Raw genomic sequence first — 20,515 nt, 5'->3', positions numbered from 1 at the left:
ATATATAATTATTTCTCGAAACTCCTCTTAGACAAAGACTTATCTCCAATTTAGGAAGATATTACGCTTTTTATTTTATTAAAGACACAAACAAACGAACTAATCTCTATGCCATAGAGATTTTCTTTCTTATTCAGTTATAAAAACTAAAGTTTAATAAAAGTCCGGGGGAAAGGAGCCGCCCAGAGCACTAAAGCTCTGGGCTGATAAGGAATTTTTTGATTAAAAGATACGATTCAATCCTAAAGATACGAAATGCGTAGTTTGTCGATGACGAGCATCTAAAGAATAATTCATATAGGCTCTGCCCAAATGACGAACATACAGAGTATCATGAACTTCTAAAAAGAAGGCGTGCCGAGCTAGAGGAGATCCCTGTATAGGAGTCTTAACTCCGTTTGCAATAATTTTCATATTGCAATGTGGAGTCACCCGCCAAATGTCTGGTCTATATCCCATGTTAATCGTCAATTTAGATGGAGGAGATCTTCGTCCATTAGAAACAGCATGAGCTACAACCCCTATTGGAAGAGACATATTATGCCCTGTTCCTCGATCAAAATGTCTAGGTAAAGCACCCGTTTCTTTTGCACCACTCGACCAACCTCCCGACATTTCGAAACGCATAAATCCTGTAAGATCATAATCCCTAGCTAATTGACGAGTAGGAATACAATACTCCAAGAAATTATGTTCTGCACCTACAAATGCATAATAACTATTGTTGTGCCAACGACATTTCGAATGATCAAACTTATTCGTTTTTCCATTGAAATACTGCGTATGCATTCTATGAACAGAATATCCATAAGCCGTCTCCCAATACACAACGGTTTCTGTTCCTTTAACATCGATATAACTTCGTCCAAAACAGGACAAAATCGTAATGTTTCCAGCATCCTTAGAATCGTACAAACGGCTCTTAGTTTGACCATAAAGTTGACCGAAAGCTACCCCAAAGATCCCCCCATTTTCATAGTGAGAAGCCGCAACAGCTTGAAAACCTCCGTACCTAGCTAGAAAGCCATCTCGGTTACCCTGCTTATAATTCAGAACATAATCCCCTAAGGCTTGTACAGATGCAATAAATCCGACATCTCTAGAGACGTAATGTTCCTTCAAACCATTTGTAAAGGTTCTTAAGGCAGATCCAGATACCCATAAAGAATTCGGGACCAACTCACCCCTTCTTTGAGGATCTAACTTATACACACCGTAGTTAGAGGATGGCCTCCATGTCACATACAATGTATTACTTTTATCAAGAGGTGTCATGCCGCTAGGATCAGGAGCTAAAGGAGGCCTTCTCCAATCAGCAGACCAAGATCCTTGATACCCATAATGCGCAGTATCTGCATTATTCAGAGTAACGGCACTTGTAGTAACACCACCAGTAGTTTGGAGAGAAACCAATGTCACAAAAGGGATTGTAACAGCGTTCATAAAAAGCGGATTATCATACATCTCCGTCTCATTCGCCATTACTAGGTCTAAAGTAGGATTGTTATTCACCGCTACTGTTGTATCCGCACCCAACTTTGCAGTCTCATAAGTAGGGACTAGGAAGGACTCTAAATCAATCCCTAATTTAGACACCGTACAAGTGCCAGCAGTACCTGCAACGGCGGATAACGAAGCCCCTGATCCTAAAGTTACTCGTCCTGATGTTGCTGTGATATTTCCTACTGTTAGTGTCGCTCCCTTCGTAACAACTAATTCTCCACTAGATACCGTTAAATTTCCTGGGAAATTAGAAGTAGCGTTGATAACATTCAATTTTTCCGAAGGAGTCAAAGTCTCTGCTGTAAACACAACCGATCCACTCCCGGACTCATTGATCTTAATTTCCCCAGACGTACCAGTAGGTGGAGTTGCGGGATTATTTTGCACAACAGGATCATAAAAAATCATCTTCGATGCCCCTGAAGCATTTAAAGAGACATTTGTTCCACTATCTAAGATCCGGATTGCACTGCGTTCTCCAGGACGATCACTCGTCATATTTTTCGAGAAAATAATGTCCCCATCAGCAGCATGTAAAGTGAGCCCTCCATTATTAGCAGCGATCGGCTCGCTCACACAGATAGCCCCACCCTCAGAAGCTCTATTTCCCTCAAAAAGAATAGATCCTCCATTTGTGCTCACGTTAACCTCAAGAGCATAAATGGCGCCTCCACCTTTCTCAGCTGTATTATTACTGAAAACAACAGCACTATCAGCTACCAAAGAAAAGGTCTGTGATTGGATTGCCCCTCCTCGACCTTTTGCAAAATTATAATCAAAGGTAATAGGCCCTTTATTCCCCTTAAAAGTTACCGTTTTCTCTGGGGTACAAATGACACCACCCCCACCTCCTACTTCAGTAGGAGGCTGTGGGTTAGCATCGAGAATTCCCAAATCATCATGAGCTGAATTTCCTCGGAAAAGCATTTCTCCTTCATTATCTTGGAAAAGTACTTCCCCTTTATAAATTACGCCGCCTCCACAAGAGCCTACGTTATCTTGAAAAAGAATTTTACCCTTACAGTCTTTCACTGTGAAAGTCGTGTCTCCTTGAGCGGCACGACTACAGAATACTGCCCCAAAATTCCCAGCAGTGTTATCGAAAACAAGCTCTTTTTTGACTCCAGAAATCTCTAAACCTGTCTCCACACAAAAAATGGATCCCTTTAAAACATCGCCAACAATTGGAGTTGTAGGAGTTTGCCCCACAGAGGGTAATGAAGAATAACCAACAGAGTTATCCTTAAAAACTATACTATCTCCCCCTGAAATGCTTACGGTTTTCCCTGAAATCATTCCTTTCTCCCCGCAAGAAACATTTTTCGAAAACAAAAGGCTCGAAAAATCTCTTAGAGAGATCTTTTCTTCTGCTGAAATGAAAGCACAATTTTGAAGGGCTGGCCCTTGGGAATCCGTAAATGATAAAGTGTGGTTTTGTCCTACGATTGTTAGATTTTGCCCATTAGCAGAAATAATCGATCCCTGCTCTGCTCCTGCATAGATACTTGCAAAAACGCAATCCCCATTTAAATAGATATCGTCTCCTTTAAAAGGGATGATTACATTGGGGGTCAGTACCTGAGGAGAACTCGCTAATCCATATGAATAAGAACATAAACAGGCTAAAAAACAAAATGATGTAGATCTCAAAGAAAAAGGCATTACTAACACTTAACTATCTAACCAATATTTTTAGAATCGGATTTTACTTCCAATACTTAAACCATACCCTCGAGAGGCATCCCTGTATTCATATTTTCCATGGCCATAGACTTCTATATTACCTGTTAAAGAAGCATACATAGATCCTCTGACCATAACTCCATGCCTTGCTAAATGGAAAGCATCTGTTGTCCAAGTCTCTTTATGAGACAGGAGTGTTGTCTCCGTTCCAGAAATGGACCGGTAAGCATCACAGATATAAGCTCCCATAAAACTATACTTGTTAGGATGTTTACTAGAGCATCGATCAAACTTCACCCCAACTGGAATAGATAGATTCATAAGATGCCCACTCTTAAACTCCCTAGCCTGATCCCCTCTCTCTGTAAAAGATTCATGCTCTGCATAAGCAAACTCTGCTTGCACGAAGGGACGCAACTCATTTAGATAAAGCTTAGATGCAGCGAGCATGATAGGGAGCCCAGCTCCAACTTCTCCCACTACACAGTTATTATCCCAACGCACATTACTCTCTTCAGCAAATGTATAAGAGGTCTTCATATGCTGATTTCCAAATCCGTAACTCGCCCGAACAAAAGCATCTCCAAATAAACAGGATCCGCATAACGCTTGTCTAGTGGATAAGTAAACAGAGCCTACACAAGTGTGATCGTTAGATCGACAGACCACATAATCTTTGGACCTACCAAAAGTTTCAGTAAAAGCAAGTCCAAACATAGAAGACCCGAAATAAGAGTTTGCTCCTATCGAATATCCCCCACTAATATGACGATACCCCTGTCCTAAAGCATCCTGATCATGATAGAAAAAGTTCGAAATCCCAGAAATCCAAATACCCCGACAATAAGCTCGTCCATCTATACTTGCTTGAATCGCAGAATGCGCGGAACGCACATCTAAAATGGATCCCCAAAGACTATTAGAGACCAGAGAAGCTACGCGCTCCGGACCAGGATTATAACCTGTTTTAGTCCAGCTTGCCTTCAACATGTAGCTATTGTTCTGTGGAGGATTCGCAGGATCTGGTTCCCATTGAAGTGTCCAACTTCCTTGATACCCATATTTAGAACTTTCGTTCCCTAAAGTCAAATCAGTTGGAGCGTTAGCCGGAGGATTCGCTCCTAAATGCAACTGCAGCACATCAATAGTTTGATCCGCACCTAACCACTGATTATTATCGTAAGCAGTTTCATCTAAATCTTCAAAAAAGATCGGACCAGAAATCGTAACAGTACCAGCAGCTGTATTACCAATTACAGCTGGACTAGAAACCTGTACTGGAGGATTCGTTGGAGGATTTGTAACCCCATTATTTTTTAGTAAAGAAGCTAAGGAGAAGTGTACATTAGTAAGAGCCATCGAATTAGCAGCTGGTGGCGTTGTTACTGCAAAGTCTAGTGTACTCCCCCCTTCCATATGTACACTCCCTCCAGTCTGAGTCAGGGAGTTAACCAATAATTTTGTTTGCTCTCGGAGAATAATTCTTCCCTGACTCAGCTCAATACTTGAGTACAAAACATTATCACCTTTAGCAAAAACAATGTCCCCCGTATATCCTTCGCCCTCGTTTACTGTAAGAGTTTGTATTACAGGTTGTCCATTCGCCATTTCAATAGGGTCATTAAAAAGAATTCGGCGACCTTCCTTAGCCCTTAATGTTGTGATTTGCCCCCCTGTAGCCATAGAGATAGCATTCGATGCAACCATTACATCATGGACGGTGGCAGCGCCTTGCGTAGCCATTCTCTTTAAATTTCCATCAAAAATAATATCTCCGCGATCAGCAGATAGACTAAGTTCCCCCTGATCTACTAGATAAATAGCGCCCCCGTCATTCGCGACATTACCAAGAAACTGGACCGGACCACAGTCAGAAATTGTCAGTTTCTTAGCATAAATAGCGCCCCCCTTTCCTGCGGCAATATTTTTACTAAAGAAAACAACACCCTCGTCTTTGAAAGAGACTTCACCTATGTTAGTATCATTTTTGCAGAAGATGGCTCCTCCATCTCCATAGTTATCTTTATCTGCAGGGGGCTGTCCTCCTGCAGCAGCAGGGTCAACATAAATAGGCGAAGCTACGTTACTTAGGAAAACTGTCTTTGCATTCCCTAAAAAGGAAATATTTCCGTCCGAGTAGATCCCTCCACCTATTCGAGCACTATTTCCCTCAAATTCTACAGCAGTATTATTGGCAAAATTAACCGATAGATCAGTCGCCCCTCCTGCCCCCTGACCATCTTTGACAGCAGCAACTCCTCCCCCCTTATTACCAGCAACATTGCCTAAAAAAGACAAAGGAACCTTATTGCCCACAGCAGAGAAGGTCTTTGTTACCTGACACGCTCCCCCATCGGACTGCGCTACATTTTCTTGGAAGGTACAAAGTTTTTCAATTCCGTTAACCATTAAACTTTGTGCATCTATAGCTCCCCCATCTCCAGAAACTAAGTTACTATAGAAAGAAACCTTCTTGATATCTCTTAGAACAAGATCTGTTCTAGAATAGATCGTCCCATTAGAAGGAACAGAAGTAGTCGTACCCCCTGTTTGAGGAACTACAGATACCAATGAATTACAATTCAAAAGAGAGAGTTCATCAAAAGCTTCAATTACAAACAGTCCAGAAGGAGCATGATTACTCAATGCCGCCCCATTTGTAGATGTTCGTATATTCTCAAATACTAACGAATGCCCTCTTCCTGCAATAGTGAAATTCCCCAACAAATTACCAAAACAACTTAGAGGTAAAGTCGCAATGGAATTGTCCAGGTTTTTCAACTCTAGCGATCCCGATGAAGTAACCTTTGTCCCTCTGGGATCTCCGATCACAGTGTAGGGAAATGGCGCCGTCAATGTTGTCCCATCATAAATTCCCGGAGGCATGGAAATATCTGCCGCATGCCCTCCTTGCAATAAAGAGTAAGATAGCATTGCTAGAAGAAAGAACTTATGAAAAGGCGTTTGCATCACACAACAGCTGGAAGATAAAATTAATTACTTTGCTTCGTAAAATAAATATAATTAAAGATCAACCATTTTCCTATCCCTTTCACAATTAAGTTAAAAATTCCTACTTTACAAAATCTAACAATTCTAATATCCGGGGGCTTCAGGCAGTATCAAATTTCTTAGTAAACGGCAATGACTCGCAGAATTCTCCCTCTTTCACTTGTTTTCATTCCTTTATCTTGTATTTCGGCCAGTGAAACCGATACACTCAAACTTCCGAACTTGACTTTTGGTGGTAGAGAGATTGAATTCATAGTTACTCCGCCTAGCTCCATTGCTGCTCAATACATCACTTACGCAAATGTTTCTAATTATAGAGGGAACTTTACTATTTCAAGTTGTACGCAGGATCAATGGTTTTCGAGAGGTTTAAGCACTACAAACTCTAGTGGAGCTTTTGTTGAGTCTATGACTTCTTTCACAGCCATTGACAATGCAGACTTGTTTTTTTGTAACAATTATTGCACCCATCAGGGAGGAGGGGGAGCTATAAATGCTACAGGCCTTATTAGCTTTAAAAACAACCAAAACATATTGTTCTATAATAATACAACTATTGGAACTCAATTTACAGGAGTAGCATTAAGAACCGAAAGGAATCGCGGAGGGGCTTTATACGGATCAAGCATCGAGCTAATTAATAATCATAGCTTAAATTTTATCAATAACACTTCTGGGGATATGGGAGGAGCCGTATCCACAATCCAAAACCTAGTTATCAAAAATACGTCCGGAATAGTTGCTTTTGAAAATAACCATACTACTGATCACATACCCAACACATTTGCTACAATTCTTGCTCGAGGAGGAGCTGTTGGCTGCCAAGGTGCCTGCGAAATCTCACACAATACTGGTCCGGTAGTCTTCAATTCCAACTATGGAGGATACGGAGGAGCTATCAGCACCGGGGGACAGTGTATTTTTAGAGATAATAAGGATAAGCTTATTTTTATAAATAATAGCGCTTTAGGATGGCATAACACTAGTGCTCAAGGAAATGGAGCAGTTATAAGCGCAGGAGGAGAGTTTGGTCTTCTAAATAATAAAGGCCCTATCTACTTTGAGAATAATAATGCCTCATACATAGCAGGAGCTATTTCCTGCAACAACCTTAATTTTCAAGAAAATGGTCCTATCTATTTTCTTAATAATTCGGCTCTGTATGGAGGAGCTTTTCACCTATTTGCAAGCCCAGCTGCGAACTATATTCATACTGGCTCTGGGGATATTATCTTCAACAATAATACAGAGCTTTCAACTACCGGAATGTCAGCAGGTTTGCGAAAACTTTTTTATATTCCTGGAACAACCAACAATAACCCTATCACCCTATCTCTTGGTGCTAAGAAAGATACTCGCATCTATTTTTATGATCTTTTTCAATGGGGAGGCTTAAAAAAAGCTAATACACCCCCTGAAAATAGCCCGCACACCGTTACCATCAATCCTTCGGATGAGTTCTCTGGCGCTGTTGTGTTTTCATACAAAAACATATCCAGTGATCTACAAGCTCACATGATTGCCAGTAAAACTCATAACCAAATTAAAGACTCCCCCACTACCTTGAAGTTTGGGACTATGTCCATAGAAAATGGCGCAGAGTTTGAATTTTTCAATGGCCCTCTTACTCAAGAAAGCACTAGCCTTCTTGCTTTAGGACAAGATTCTATTCTTACTGTAGGGAAAGACGCTTCTCTCACTATTACGCATCTTGGAATCATTTTGCCAGGTCTTCTCAATGACCAAGGTACTACAGCTCCACGTATTCGTGTTAATCCCCAAGATATGACACAGAATACAAACTCTAACCAAGCTCCAGTAAGCACAGAGAACGTGGCAACTCAAAAGATCTTTTTCTCCGGTCTTGTCTCGTTAGTAGATGAAAATTACGAATCAGTTTATGACAGCTGCGACCTATCCCGAGGAAAAGCAAATCAACCCATTTTACATATCGAAACGACTAATGATGCGCAGTTAAGCAATGATTGGAAAAACACTCTCAATACCTCGCTATATTCTTTACCACATTACGGATACCAAGGACTCTGGACATCTAATTGGATGACAACCACCCGTACGGTCTCTCTTACCAATAGTACAGAGACTCAAACAGCCAACAATTCTATTCAAGAACAAAAAAACACTAGCGAAACTTTTGATTCCAACAGTACAACTACAGCTAAGATTCCTTCCATTAGAGCTTCTACAGGAGGAACAACTCCTCTTGCTACAACGGACGTAACAGTCACTAGACACTCCTTAGTAGTGAGCTGGACCCCAATCGGATATATAGCAGATCCTGCTCGTAGAGGGGATCTTATTGCGAATAATTTAGTGTCTTCTGGAAGAAATACAACCCTGTACTTACGTTCATTACTACCAGATGACTCTTGGTTCGCTTTACAAGGATCTGCAGCTACGCTATTCACCAAACAGCAGAAACGCTTAGATTATCACGGATATTCTTCTGCATCGAAAGGATATGCTATATCTTCACAAGCATCAGGAGCACACGGACATAAGTTTTTATTTTCCTTTTCCCAATCCTCCGACACAATGAAAGAGAAACGTACCAATAATAAAATTTCTTCTCGTTATTATCTCTCCGCTCTGTGTTTTGAACAACCTATGTTTGATCGTATCGCTCTTATTGGAGCAGCTGCTTATAACTATGGTACTCATAAAACATATAACTTCTATGGAACGAAAAAGTTTTCTAAAGGGAACTTTCACTCTACGACTCTGGGGGGCTCTCTACGTTGCGAACTGCGGGATAGTATGCCTTTCCAATCGATTATGTTGACACCATTCATTCAAGCTCTCATCTCCCGAACAGAGCCTGCATCTATCCAGGAGCAGGGAGACCTGGCTAGATTATTTTCGTTAAAACAACCACATACAGCTGTTGTTTCTCCAATAGGAATTAAAGGTGTTTATTCTTCGAATAAATGGCCAACTGTATCCTGCGAAATGGAGGTAGCATACCAGCCTACTCTTTACTGGAAGCGCCCCATTCTTAATACCGTTTTAATCAAAAACAATGGTTCTTGGGAAACAACAAACACTCCTTTAGCTAAGCATTCCTTTTATGGGAGAGGATCATCTTCTCTAAAATTCTCTTATCTTAAACTATTCGCTAATTATCAAGCGCAGGTGGCTACTTCTACAGTCTCACACTACATGAATGCAGGAGGGGCTCTGGTCTTTTAACTATGAAAAAACTGTTCTTTTTTGTCCTTATTGGAAGCTCTATACTGGGATTTACTCGAGAAGTCCCTCCTTCGATTCTTTTAAAGCCTATACTAAATCCATACCATATGACCGGGTTATTTTTTCCCAAGGTTAATTTGCTTGGAGACACACATAATCTCACTGATTACCATTTGGATAATCTAAAATGCATTCTGGCTTGCCTACAAAGAACTCCTTATGAAGGAGCTGCTTTCACAGTAACCGATTACTTAGGTTTTTCAGATACACAAAAGGATGGTATTTTTTGTTTTAAAAATCTTACTCCAGAGAGTGGAGGGGTTATTGGTTCCCCAACTCAAAACACTCCTACTATAAAAATTCATAATACAATCGGCCCCGTTCTTTTCGAAAATAATACCTGTCATAGACTGTGGACACAGACCGATCCCGAAAATGAAGGAAACAAAGCACGCGAAGGCGGGGCAATTCATGCTGGGGACGTTTACATAAGCAATAACCAGAACCTTGTCGGATTCATAAAGAACTTTGCTTATGTTCAAGGTGGAGCTATTAGTGCTAATACTTTTGCCTATAAAGAAAATAAATCGAGCTTTCTTTGCCTAAATAACTCTTGTATACAAACTAAGACGGGAGGGAAAGGTGGTGCTATTTACGTTAGTACGAGCTGCTCTTTCGAGAACAATAACAAGGATCTGCTTTTCATCCAAAACTCCGGCTGTGCAGGAGGAGCTATCTTCTCTCCAACCTGTTCTCTAATAGGAAACCAAGGAGATATTGTTTTTTACAGCAACCACGGTTTTAAAAATGTTGATAATGCAACTAACGAATCTGGGGATGGAGGAGCTATTAAAGTAACTACCCGCTTGGACATCACCAATAATGGTAGTCAAATCTTTTTTTCTGATAATATCTCAAGAAATTTTGGAGGAGCTATTCATGCTCCTTGTCTTCATCTTGTTGGTAATGGGCCAACCTATTTTACAAACAATATAGCTAATCACACAGGTGGGGCTATTTATATAACAGGAACAGAAACCTCAAAGATTTCTGCAGATCACCATGCTATTATTTTTGATAATAACATTTCTGCAAACGCCACCAATGCGGACGGATCTAGCAGCAACACTAATCCTCCTCACAGAAATGCGATCACTATGGACAATTCCGCTGGAGGAATAGAACTTGGTGCAGGGAAGAGCCAGAATCTTATTTTCTATGATCCTATTCAAGTGACGAATGCTGGAGTTACCGTAGACTTCAATAAGGATGCCTCCCAAACCGGATGTGTAGTTTTCTCTGGAGCGACTGTCCTTTCTGCAGATATTTCTCAGGCTAATTTGCAAACTAAAACACCTGCAACGCTTACTCTCAGTCACGGTCTTCTGTGTATCGAAGATCGTGCTCAGCTCACAGTGAACAATTTTACACAAACAGGAGGGATTGTAGCCTTAGGAAATGGAGCAGTTTTAAGCAGCTACCAACACAGCACTACAGACGCCACTCAAACTCCCCCTACAACCACCACTACAGATGCTTCCGTAACTCTTAATCACATTGGATTAAATCTCCCCTCTATTCTTAAGGATGGAGCAGAGATGCCTCTATTATGGGTAGAACCTATAAGCACAACTCAAGGTAACACTACAACATATACGTCAGATACCGCGGCTTCCTTCTCATTAAATGGAGCCACACTCTCTCTCATTGATGAAGATGGAAATTCTCCCTATGAAAACACGGACCTCTCTCGTGCATTGTACGCTCAACCTATGCTAGCAATTTCTGAGGCCAGTGATAACCAATTGCAATCCGAAAGCATGGACTTTTCTAAAGTTAATGTTCCTCACTATGGATGGCAAGGACTTTGGACCTGGGGGTGGGCAAAAACTGAAAATCCAACAACAACTCCTCCAGCAACAATTACTGATCCGAAAAAAGCTAATCAGTTTCATAGAACTTTATTATTAACGTGGCTCCCTGCTGGTTATATCCCCAGCCCTAAACATAAAAGCCCTTTAATAGCTAATACCTTGTGGGGGAATATACTTTTTGCAACGGAAAACTTAAAAAATAGCTCAGGGCAAGAACTTCTTGATCGTCCTTTCTGGGGAATTACAGGAGGGGGCTTGGGGATGATGGTCTATCAAGAACCTAGAAAAGACCATCCTGGATTCCACATGCATACCTCCGGATATTCAGCAGGAATGATTACAGGAAACACACATACCTTCTCATTACGATTCAGCCAGTCCTATACAAAACTCAATGAACGTTATGCCAAGAACTATGTGTCTTCTAAAAATTACTCTTGCCAAGGGGAAATGCTTTTGTCCTTACAAGAAGGACTCATGCTGACTAAACTAATTGGTCTCTATAGTTATGGGAATCACAACAGCCACCATTTCTATACCCAAGGAGAAGACCTATCGTCTCAAGGGGAGTTCCATAGTCAGACTTTTGGAGGGGCTGTCTTTTTTGATCTACCTCTGAAACCTTTTGGAAGAACACACATACTTACAGCTCCTTTCTTAGGTGCCATTGGTATGTATTCTAAGCTGTCTAGCTTTACAGAAGTAGGAGCCTATCCAAGAACCTTTATTACAGAAACGCCTTTAATCAATGTCCTGATTCCTATCGGAGTAAAAGGTAGCTTCATGAATGCCACCCATAGACCTCAGGCCTGGACTGTAGAGCTTGCTTACCAACCTGTTCTTTACAGACAAGAACCTAGTATCTCTACCCAATTACTCGCTGGTAAAGGTATGTGGTTTGGGCATGGAAGTCCTGCATCTCGCCACGCTCTAGCTTATAAAATTTCACAGAAAACACAGCTTTTGCGATTTGCAACACTTCAACTCCAGTATCACGGATACTATTCGTCTTCCACTTTCTGTAATTATCTGAATGGAGAGGTATCTTTACGTTTCTAAAATAATTAAACAAAAGATTTGGTGTATAAAAAGTAGAAAATAGTACAATATCTCCTTTTTATTTTTACTTTTCTATTTATGGCAAAAATTTCTAGTTTTTCCTCACTGCCGACTTTTGATGCACCAAAATCTCCTCCCTCTTTGTTTTCTCAAAGCAGTCTATTAGGGAAAATCGCTAGAATAATCGTTGCTTTATTTTTGATTCTTGTTTCTTTAGGTCTTATCCTTATCGCTTATAGGTTCTCCGATCTGTTAAACTGCAAATTTTGTATAACCAAAACTACCGAATTACCCATACCTTCTACTAAGATACCGATATCTAGTCCTCCAGTTCCTACGACTCCACCTTATCAAAAAAAGGAACCTACTCTTCCCCAAAAAAATCCAAAAATTTCCGAGAATTTACTCTCCCAAGAGGTAGTGCAGGATTACTTAAGCTCTGGTCGACTACCCGAACTTGCTATCTTGGATAATTCTCAAATGTTTCAGTTTATGTGCGTTTTACACGATCAATATCCTAAGCTTTTGCCTAACGATTGCTTAATTCCATTAACTATTTTCAACTATCGCGAGGAAATTTGTAATACCATTCAAGACAAGTTAAAAGCTGATCAAGGTCAATACTGCTCTCTTGGAGATCTACAATGCCCCATAACTTGTTCTCCTGAAAATTACCATCAGCTATTGCAACAGTCTCGTGTACTGCCCTTCTTACTTTGGTATGATCCTGAGCCCACAAACCATCAACAAACTCTTGAAAAAATGCAAGAGATTGCTTCCCAAGGGACTCCAGGAAATAGTCACTGGACAGTAATTGTTGTAGACTTGGATGCTCGGTGCATCACTTATTTTGATAGCTTAGTTAATTATATCGCCTCAACAGATGAGATGGAACGTCGAATGAAAAGTTTAGCTTGTTGTCTTGCAAATATAGGGCTATGTAAAAACAACGGCTGTCCTTTTGATGTGCACGTCGCCGTTAACGAATCTTTACAAAACTGGATGGGATCCTGTTGTGGTCTGTGGTGCTGCCAATACATGAAGTGGTATATGGACCATTCTCATACAGGAATTTTGCAAAAAATTCCTGATTCCCTGGCATATAAAACTCTCCTTCTCCAATCACTACACTCTACTTTTGAAAAGCTTATGAAAAAATACGCCGATCTTTCGTGGCCAACAACTTAGTTAAGGTTTATTTCTTTTCCAAGATTCTTTTCATCAGAAGAACTGACAAGAAAGATTTGTATTATTCATTTCAAAAAGAATTGTTAAACTGAGCATTAAGCAAATATCTCTATGGTATCTCCTTCTTATCCCTCTGCTAAAACAATATCTGCATCCCTACATGAGTCTCCCCAACAACTTCTTGTTCAAAAGAGAAATAGGTGGTCTTTTTTGCAAAAAGTTGTCCGGATTGCTTTAGCTGTGCTAGTTGTCATTATGACTTTAGGACTCATTCTCTTCTTTTATACCTTTTCAGAGATAACTACTTTCCCTTGGTGCTGCCGAAAACATCTTCTTCCTAAAGAGGATATCATTTATCCCCTTGCCTCACCTTCTCCATCTTTACAACACCTCCCTAGTATCCATGAAGAAAAGGCTCCCGCTCCTAAAACTCCTGAACTACTTAAAGCAAAGCCGTACATATCAACATATCCTCTATTAGAGTCTATAAATACAAAAGAGTCTCTTGTTCCTATTATTTCAGAGAAAGTTGTATTAGAGTTTTTTGAAGAAATTTCTACTCGTAAAAGGATTCAATCTTAAGTACTAGCTTGGGATAACGAGACTTGTTCAAAGCTCTTTGATATTTTAACCCAGAACTTATTTTCTTATTGGTCTGTTTCCTCCGTCCACAGTATTCAATTTTAAAGAAAAAATTTGCTCTATACTAGCGGACAAACTAGGTGTTTTACAGGAGAAGCCAATGGCCCTATTCCCATCTCTTGTTTAGCAGACATTACCATCAGCATTTAAAACATGCACAAATCATTCCTATATTCATTTTTGGTATCATCCGGTCCCTAAAACACGCCAAGAGACTCTTCAAACCATGCAATACTTCGGAACAAATTAACACAATAGAGGACAGTCTCTGGATATTTGTTCTTGTAGATCTTAGAATCCGTTGTGTGGTCTAGTGGTCTACTTTGATAATTTGTACCATTACATAAAATCTCTACTTGATACCCTTTATCCTTCTGAAATTAGAAGATCCCTTGATCAATCCTCTGGATCGAACCTCTAAAAACATCCTGGAAGCCGCTGAAAATCTTGCTTCCTTCTCATGAGCCTGCGAAGAAGCTTGTAACCTTTTCTCTGATCTTGCCTGGCCTTCTTTATAATTTCTTTGAATAGCAAAATCCTTTCTATTCATTTATAATGGTTGTCGTATAACAAAATAACCTTCTTATTATGAACATAACGAATAACCCACCACCAACCACTTCTTCCTTGGCTCCCTTTATAACCTCAGACTCTAGCAATCTTTCCACCACCCCCCAATCTTTTAAAGAGGCTTCTTTAGTGGACAAGGTTATTAGAGTATTGTTGGTTCTCTTCCTTATTATATTCTCTTGCGGACTCATCCTCTGTGCGTACTCATTCCGAGATCTTTTAGACATAGACACCGCAACGCAAGCCCCTTCTGGACCTGCAGATAGACTCCTAGCTCATGTTGAGGATGCTTTATCTGGTCCTGTTCCTACTTGGGATAATGAACACCTATTCCAACACTCTTGCCTAATGTACGAAAAATACGGAACCGTTCTCCCATTGAATATCTTCGCCCCACTTACTAAATTCAATTGTGTCGAACATATTTGTAACTGCCTACTTGCCAAACAAATCCTCGAACAATGTGGAGAATGTGATCTTCCTTGTCCTCCTACCTGTACACCAGAAAATTACTACCAACTTTTAAGAGAAGCCTGTGTCTTCCCATTCATCTTATGGCATGATCCTCACGCACATACACAAGAAGCTATGTTAGCAAAAATGGAACAAAACATACGCTCTGGACGAGTTGGAAATAGCCACTGGGCATTAATCATTGTAGATATATGCCGAAGATGTGTCACATATTTTGATAGCCTTTACGACTTTGTATGGCATCCTGAACAAACCCAAGCACAACTAAACGAGCTAGCTTCTGCTCTCGGGAATATCTATCCAGAAGGAGAATCTAATACTCCTTTCCAAACCTGCATCGGATCAACATTCCAAGTACAACCCCTAGGAGAATTAAGCTGTGGTGTTTGGTGCTGCCAATTCTTAGAGTGGTACCTTGAAAATCCGGATTTCTCTCTCGAAGATAAAGTCCCCGTAAGCGTATGCGATAGAAAATCTATGCTCACTAGATTTTGCGCTGCATCCCAAGCATCCATGTCCAAATATTCCGCTTTAAACTGGCCATCACATTAACATTATTGTAGTGTTACAGAAAAAATGAGCGTTGCTGACGGAGGCATCTCGATATCTAATCCCCAAGCAACGCTACCATCATCATCCAGAGGAGCTAGTTCTGAAGAGGTTTTCTCTTTTCTAACCATTTCAGGAGTTAACATTTTGGGATTTCGAAAACCTTTGCCCGATCCCCCAAACGCTAAATCGTCTGTATTCATAAGCAAAGAACACGATTTCATAGGGAGCATCGGTAAAATGTAATGAAGGAAATGATTCACGCCAAAATGATGCACGCAAAGCAATGCTTCCTTATCCTCATCAGAAGCAAATCGCAAATAAGCAACAACACCATTACGAGTATCACTAAAATCTATCCAACGAAAACTCTGTGGTAAATGATCTCCTTTCCACAACTGAGGGCTATTCACATATAAGGAGTTTAACTTTTGAGAGCATAAATGTACTCCCTGATGGTAATGGATATCCAATAAATCCCAATCCAATTCGCGATTCGGCGACCACTCTCGTCCTTGCCCAAATTCTCCGCCCATAAAGAGCAATTTCTTCCCTGGTTGACAGATTTGATACCCCAATAGCAAACGTAACTGAGCGAACTGTCTCCAGGCATCCCCAGGCATTTTACCAATTAAACTCCGTTTCCCATGAACTACCTCGTCATGAGAAAATGGTAGCAAGAACCTTTCACTAAAGGCATACCACTGAGGGAAAGTCAGATCGCTTTGATGATATGGCCGGTAAGGAAAATCTTTTTCAAAATAATGCAATGTATCATGCATCCAGCCCATATTCCATTTATAATCAAAACCTAATCCTCCTTCTTCCACAGACACAGTGATCTTGGGGAATGTTGTAGACTCTTCAGCAAAGGTCAAGACACCTGGATACTTCTCATGAATGATTGTGTTAAATTGCTGAAGAAAACGGACTGCATCAAGGTTTTCTCTTCCCCCATAGCGATTCGGAATCCACTCCCCTGGATTTCGTCCATAATCAAGATAAAGCATGGAAGAAACAGCATCGACTCGGATACCATCTATATGCATTTTATCTATCCAAAATAGAGCACTCCCTAATAAGAAATTACAAACCTCAGGCTTGGCATAATCAAAGGTATATGTATGCCAATGAGGATGCAATGGACTAGGATTTCTAGTATACTCGTATAATGGTGTACCATCAAAATTACTCATTGCAAAAGAATCTACAGGGAAATGTCCCGGAACCCAGTCCAAAATAACCCCAATACCATGCTGATGCATGGTATCTATAAAATACTGTAAATCCTCAAAAGAACCGTAACGACTAGTTGGAGCATAATATCCTGTTGTTTGATATCCCCAAGATTCATTCAAAGGATGCTCTGTTACAGGGAGCAACTCCACATGCGTATAATGCATCTGCTTACAATAGAGGGACAGTTGATCAGCTAACTCTCTATAATTTAAAGGCTGCTCTTCTTGCCATCTCCAAGACCCTACATGCACTTCATAAATATTCATAGGGCCTTCGGCTTTTTTAGAGCGCTCGTCTAACCACTCTTTATCTCCCCACTCATAGCGATCATCCACAACAACAGAAACGCTTTGCGGAGGAGATCCAAAAAATTTACCATAAGGATCAGATTTGATAAGAACCTGACCAGATGCTGTAACTATTTCCCACTTATAACAAGAACCTGCCGTGAGGCCAGGAACAAATAACTCCCAAACTCCTTGATCTGAAACTTTATGAAGAGGGTTAACAAGTCCATGCCAGCAGTTAAAATCTCCAACAACAGAAACTCTTTGAGCATGCGGAGCCCAAATAACAAACCGCACTCCAGGCACCCCTCCAATTTCACAAGGAATAGCACCCATGCGATCATAGATATGCTGATGGGTCCCTTCATGGAATAAAAAAGAATCGATTTCTCCCCAAAGCAAAGGAAATGCATAGGGATCATGAGCTAATAGACCATTTTGATGATACACTCGATAGTCTTGAGGAGAAATTCCTTTCGTGACAGGGAGAGAAAAAATCCCTGAATGATGCGATTCTGCTTGCTGAATCTTTCCTTGCAGCTCAACAAAAACAGTCTTTGCTCCAGGACGAAAAAGAACTATCCGATCCTGATTCAGACTTTCAGAAACAATTCCTAAAAGATCTTGCGGGCTACTCTGTTTCCCTGAAACAAGAAGCTCTACATGTTGTGTATTTAAGAAGAAAGGATCCACGACATTTTCTGCGTTTATTTACAAAAACGGTCCCATAGATACGTGGTTCCCGCTTTTATCTCCACCTTTTCTAAATTTTTTTTAATTTTACAAGAGATAATCTTACCCTGTTCCTCAATACGGAAACGACACAATCGAACTCCTGGACTGGTTACCACGATTTCTCTTGAAGAATGAGCTTTCAAAACTACCCTTCGAATCGTTTTTTTAGTCCATTCGAAGGAAATTTCCCCAATATCAAGGGAAAGGCCAACCCAACGACCGCAAGGGAATTCGGGGGGAAGTACGGGTAACAAGGTCACAACTCCTTCCTGCTCTTGAATAAAGATCTTTTGCATACTGAGTGCAGCAGCTCTCAGTAATGCAAAAGGAACTTCCTCATTCCCTTGTCTAGGATCTTCTGATACTATCCCCTGATATTCTTCATCATACAGACGCGGCAACAAAGTTTTAGATAACCCGGAGTAAATGAAATTTACTAATAAAGCATACACATTTTCTTTATCAACTTCAGCGATCACCTCGTCCAACTTCTTTAAGAGAAGAGACACCTCTGTTTTTTCTAAAGGTTGCAAAGCTTGCTTTTGCAAAAGCACTCCGTGCCGAAATAAGAAAGGAAGGATCTCTTTAAGATCTTTTCTCCTCCGAATTTTTTCCAAATCTGCGTGCTTGTGCACTCCAAAAGAAACATATTCCCCAGGATAAAAAGAAGAGTGAGGAAGGTCCGCTATAGAAGAGGTATAAAATCCTTGAGGAGAAAGGTAATACTTATACTGTTCAGACAGTACAGCAACTCCTCCTCGACTCAAGTTCTGAAATACTACAAAACGTTTCAAAGGACCTTTTACAGGAATTCTTCCCTCGTCTAATAGCGTATGTGAGGCAGAGAATATTCTCCAAAGCGAAGGAAATACCTGTGCGTACAAAGTCGAACCAGGAATAGGGATCTTGACTCCAGGCTCCATTATGTAAGGTTTGAAACTTTGTGCTATCTTAATCATAAAACTCCCAGCCCTTTGTACTAGTCTCCCCCAATCCCATTATTATTTTAACGGCTCTTCCTTCAAAGCAATTGAGGGACCTTCTATGGTACCTTTTAGAAAGGTTATTATCAATAAACACACCCTAAGCTTAGGATTAAAAGAACTCTTATTTTAAACAGAGGAAGAACGCATTCTTATATTCTAAAAATGTTTATCCATATAAAAAGTCTGATGATACTTCTTGTTTTTCAGCTTCAAGTAAAAAGATGTCCATGCTTTTCCCCCTTCATCAACAGTTGATAGAACAGTTTACAATCTTTCTTTCTGTCGACCGCGGTATCGCCCCTCTTTCTGTTCAAGCTTATTGCCAAGATATCCTTCTTTTTTTGCAACGCGTACCCATTGAAACTACAGACATGATCAACCAAGAGAGTGTTTTTCTTTTTGTAGAAAAATGTCATCAAGCAAAAGAATCAGAAACGACTTTAGCAAGGCGATTGATTGCCCTAAAAGTGTTCTTCCATTTCCTAAAAGACGCTAAGCTTATCCATCAGCAGCCTTTCATAGAACATCCTAAAGTCTGGAAAAGGCTTCCTTCTATTCTTTCAACAGAAGAAGTCAACTCCCTACTGAATCAGCCGCTTAATACTCTGAATTTAGATGCTTATATAGCAAACAGAGATACGGCTATCCTTTATACATTTTATGCTACAGGAATTCGTGTATCCGAACTCTGTGATCTTTGTATTGGAGATATCAGTGATGATTTTATTCGTGTGACTGGAAAGGGCAGGAAAACTCGTCTCGTTCCTATTAGTATCAAAGCACGACAGACTATTGATTCGTACTTGACCATGTTTAGAGAAAGATTTCAAAAGAAAAATCCCTCTGAAGAACATGTATTTTTGTCCATCAGAGGGAAAAAATTAGAACGCTCTTGTGTATGGAAGCGCATTACTTTCTATGCAAAACTCGTCACAACAAAACACATCTCACCACACTCTTTGCGGCACGCATTTGCCACACACCTACTCAACAACCAAGCAGATCTCCGAATTATTCAAGAAATGCTAGGACATGCACGCATCTCTTCCACGGAAATCTACACGCATGTAGCTTCTGAGAGCATTATTGAAAAATTTCACACCCATCATCCGAGGAGTAGTTCCTAGGATCTTCTTCGACGAGAGGTCTGAGAGGTCTTCTTTTTTTTCTCAGCTTTTTTCTTCTTACAAGGGCACTCTAGATTCCTATCCGAATCTTCTATAGCTTCCTCATCAACTCCTGTTTCAGGATAATAATACTCATATTGGTAAGGGTAGTAGAAACTGTAAGGGGTTTCTCTCCCTTCCTGATCTTCAAACTCTACTCCCGAAACCAGAGTGCTTTCGGATTGACCAACCAAATCCTCAAGATGTACAGCATCCACCCCAAAAACAGCAGAACTTAACGAAAGCATTCCTGCAAGGATCGACAGTTGTTTCATTAATCTTCCCCCACTTTTTCCAATGCTGTAGACAGGCCACAGACATGGTTACCCGATTAAAAC

Annotated in this window: 11 protein-coding genes; 6 read left to right on the top strand and 5 right to left on the bottom strand. The window is 40.4% G+C overall.

What is annotated here, in order from left to right:
• Positions 1 to 222: 222 nt before the first annotated feature.
• The gene (locus TC_RS01340) at positions 223 to 3,165 is read right to left on the bottom strand and encodes a polymorphic outer membrane protein middle domain-containing protein (protein WP_010229979.1); all 2,943 of its coding nucleotides are present in this window, start codon (positions 3,163 to 3,165) and stop codon (positions 223 to 225) included.
• A 30-nt stretch (positions 3,166 to 3,195) separates the two neighbouring features.
• The gene (locus TC_RS01335) at positions 3,196 to 6,156 is read right to left on the bottom strand and encodes a polymorphic outer membrane protein middle domain-containing protein (RefSeq protein ID WP_010229977.1); all 2,961 of its coding nucleotides are present in this window, start codon (positions 6,154 to 6,156) and stop codon (positions 3,196 to 3,198) included.
• A gap of 174 nt (positions 6,157 to 6,330) precedes the next feature.
• Here TC_RS01335 and TC_RS01330 point away from each other — a divergent pair, with 174 nt between their 5' ends.
• From TC_RS01330 to TC_RS01305, 5 genes are all read left to right on the top strand, one after another.
• Positions 6,331 to 9,408 carry a polymorphic outer membrane protein middle domain-containing protein gene (locus tag TC_RS01330; RefSeq protein WP_010229975.1) on the top strand — a complete coding sequence of 1,026 codons (3,078 nt, stop codon included), beginning with the start codon at positions 6,331 to 6,333 and terminating at the stop codon, positions 9,406 to 9,408.
• A gap of 2 nt (positions 9,409 to 9,410) precedes the next feature.
• Positions 9,411 to 12,341 (top strand): polymorphic outer membrane protein middle domain-containing protein, encoded by a 2,931-nt coding sequence (locus TC_RS01325; RefSeq protein ID WP_010229972.1) that lies wholly within the window; start codon positions 9,411 to 9,413, stop codon positions 12,339 to 12,341.
• A gap of 78 nt (positions 12,342 to 12,419) precedes the next feature.
• Positions 12,420 to 13,529, top strand: coding sequence for a Ulp1 family isopeptidase (locus TC_RS04925; RefSeq protein WP_010229969.1), 1,110 nt, complete (start codon positions 12,420 to 12,422; stop codon positions 13,527 to 13,529).
• A 111-nt stretch (positions 13,530 to 13,640) separates the two neighbouring features.
• Positions 13,641 to 14,111 carry a hypothetical protein gene (locus TC_RS01315; RefSeq protein ID WP_010229966.1) on the top strand — a complete coding sequence of 157 codons (471 nt, stop codon included), beginning with the start codon at positions 13,641 to 13,643 and terminating at the stop codon, positions 14,109 to 14,111.
• 648 nt (positions 14,112 to 14,759) lie between these two features.
• A complete protein-coding gene (locus TC_RS01305) occupies positions 14,760 to 15,767 on the top strand; it encodes a Ulp1 family isopeptidase (RefSeq protein WP_010904295.1) in 1,008 nt (335 codons plus the stop codon).
• 2 nt (positions 15,768 to 15,769) lie between these two features.
• Here the strand turns inward: TC_RS01305 and glgB are convergent, their stop codons facing one another.
• Positions 15,770 to 17,983 (bottom strand): 1,4-alpha-glucan branching protein GlgB, encoded by a 2,214-nt coding sequence (gene glgB / locus TC_RS01300; RefSeq protein WP_010229958.1) that lies wholly within the window; start codon positions 17,981 to 17,983, stop codon positions 15,770 to 15,772.
• Between the two features lie 14 nt (positions 17,984 to 17,997).
• On the bottom strand, positions 17,998 to 18,984 hold the full coding sequence (locus TC_RS01295; protein WP_010229955.1) for a glycoside hydrolase family 95-like protein: 987 nt from the start codon (positions 18,982 to 18,984) through the stop codon (positions 17,998 to 18,000).
• A gap of 248 nt (positions 18,985 to 19,232) precedes the next feature.
• On the opposite strand from TC_RS01295, the gene TC_RS01290 reads away from it, so the two are divergent.
• Complete coding sequence (locus TC_RS01290; protein ID WP_010904294.1) at positions 19,233 to 20,138, top strand: site-specific tyrosine recombinase XerD; 906 nt, start codon at positions 19,233 to 19,235, stop codon at positions 20,136 to 20,138.
• Here TC_RS01290 and TC_RS01285 read toward each other — a convergent pair.
• Positions 20,135 to 20,452 (bottom strand): hypothetical protein, encoded by a 318-nt coding sequence (locus tag TC_RS01285; protein ID WP_010229951.1) that lies wholly within the window; start codon positions 20,450 to 20,452, stop codon positions 20,135 to 20,137. The two genes, TC_RS01290 and TC_RS01285, sit on opposite strands and share 4 nt — an antisense overlap.
• Between the last annotated feature and the right edge of the window lie 63 nt (positions 20,453 to 20,515).

It is taken from the genome of Chlamydia muridarum str. Nigg (genome assembly GCF_000006685.1).
Taxonomy (GTDB): Bacteria; Chlamydiota; Chlamydiia; order Chlamydiales; family Chlamydiaceae; genus Chlamydia; species Chlamydia muridarum.
Note: the sequence above shows the minus strand (reverse complement) of the source record. Positions and strands in the feature narration are given on the sequence as shown.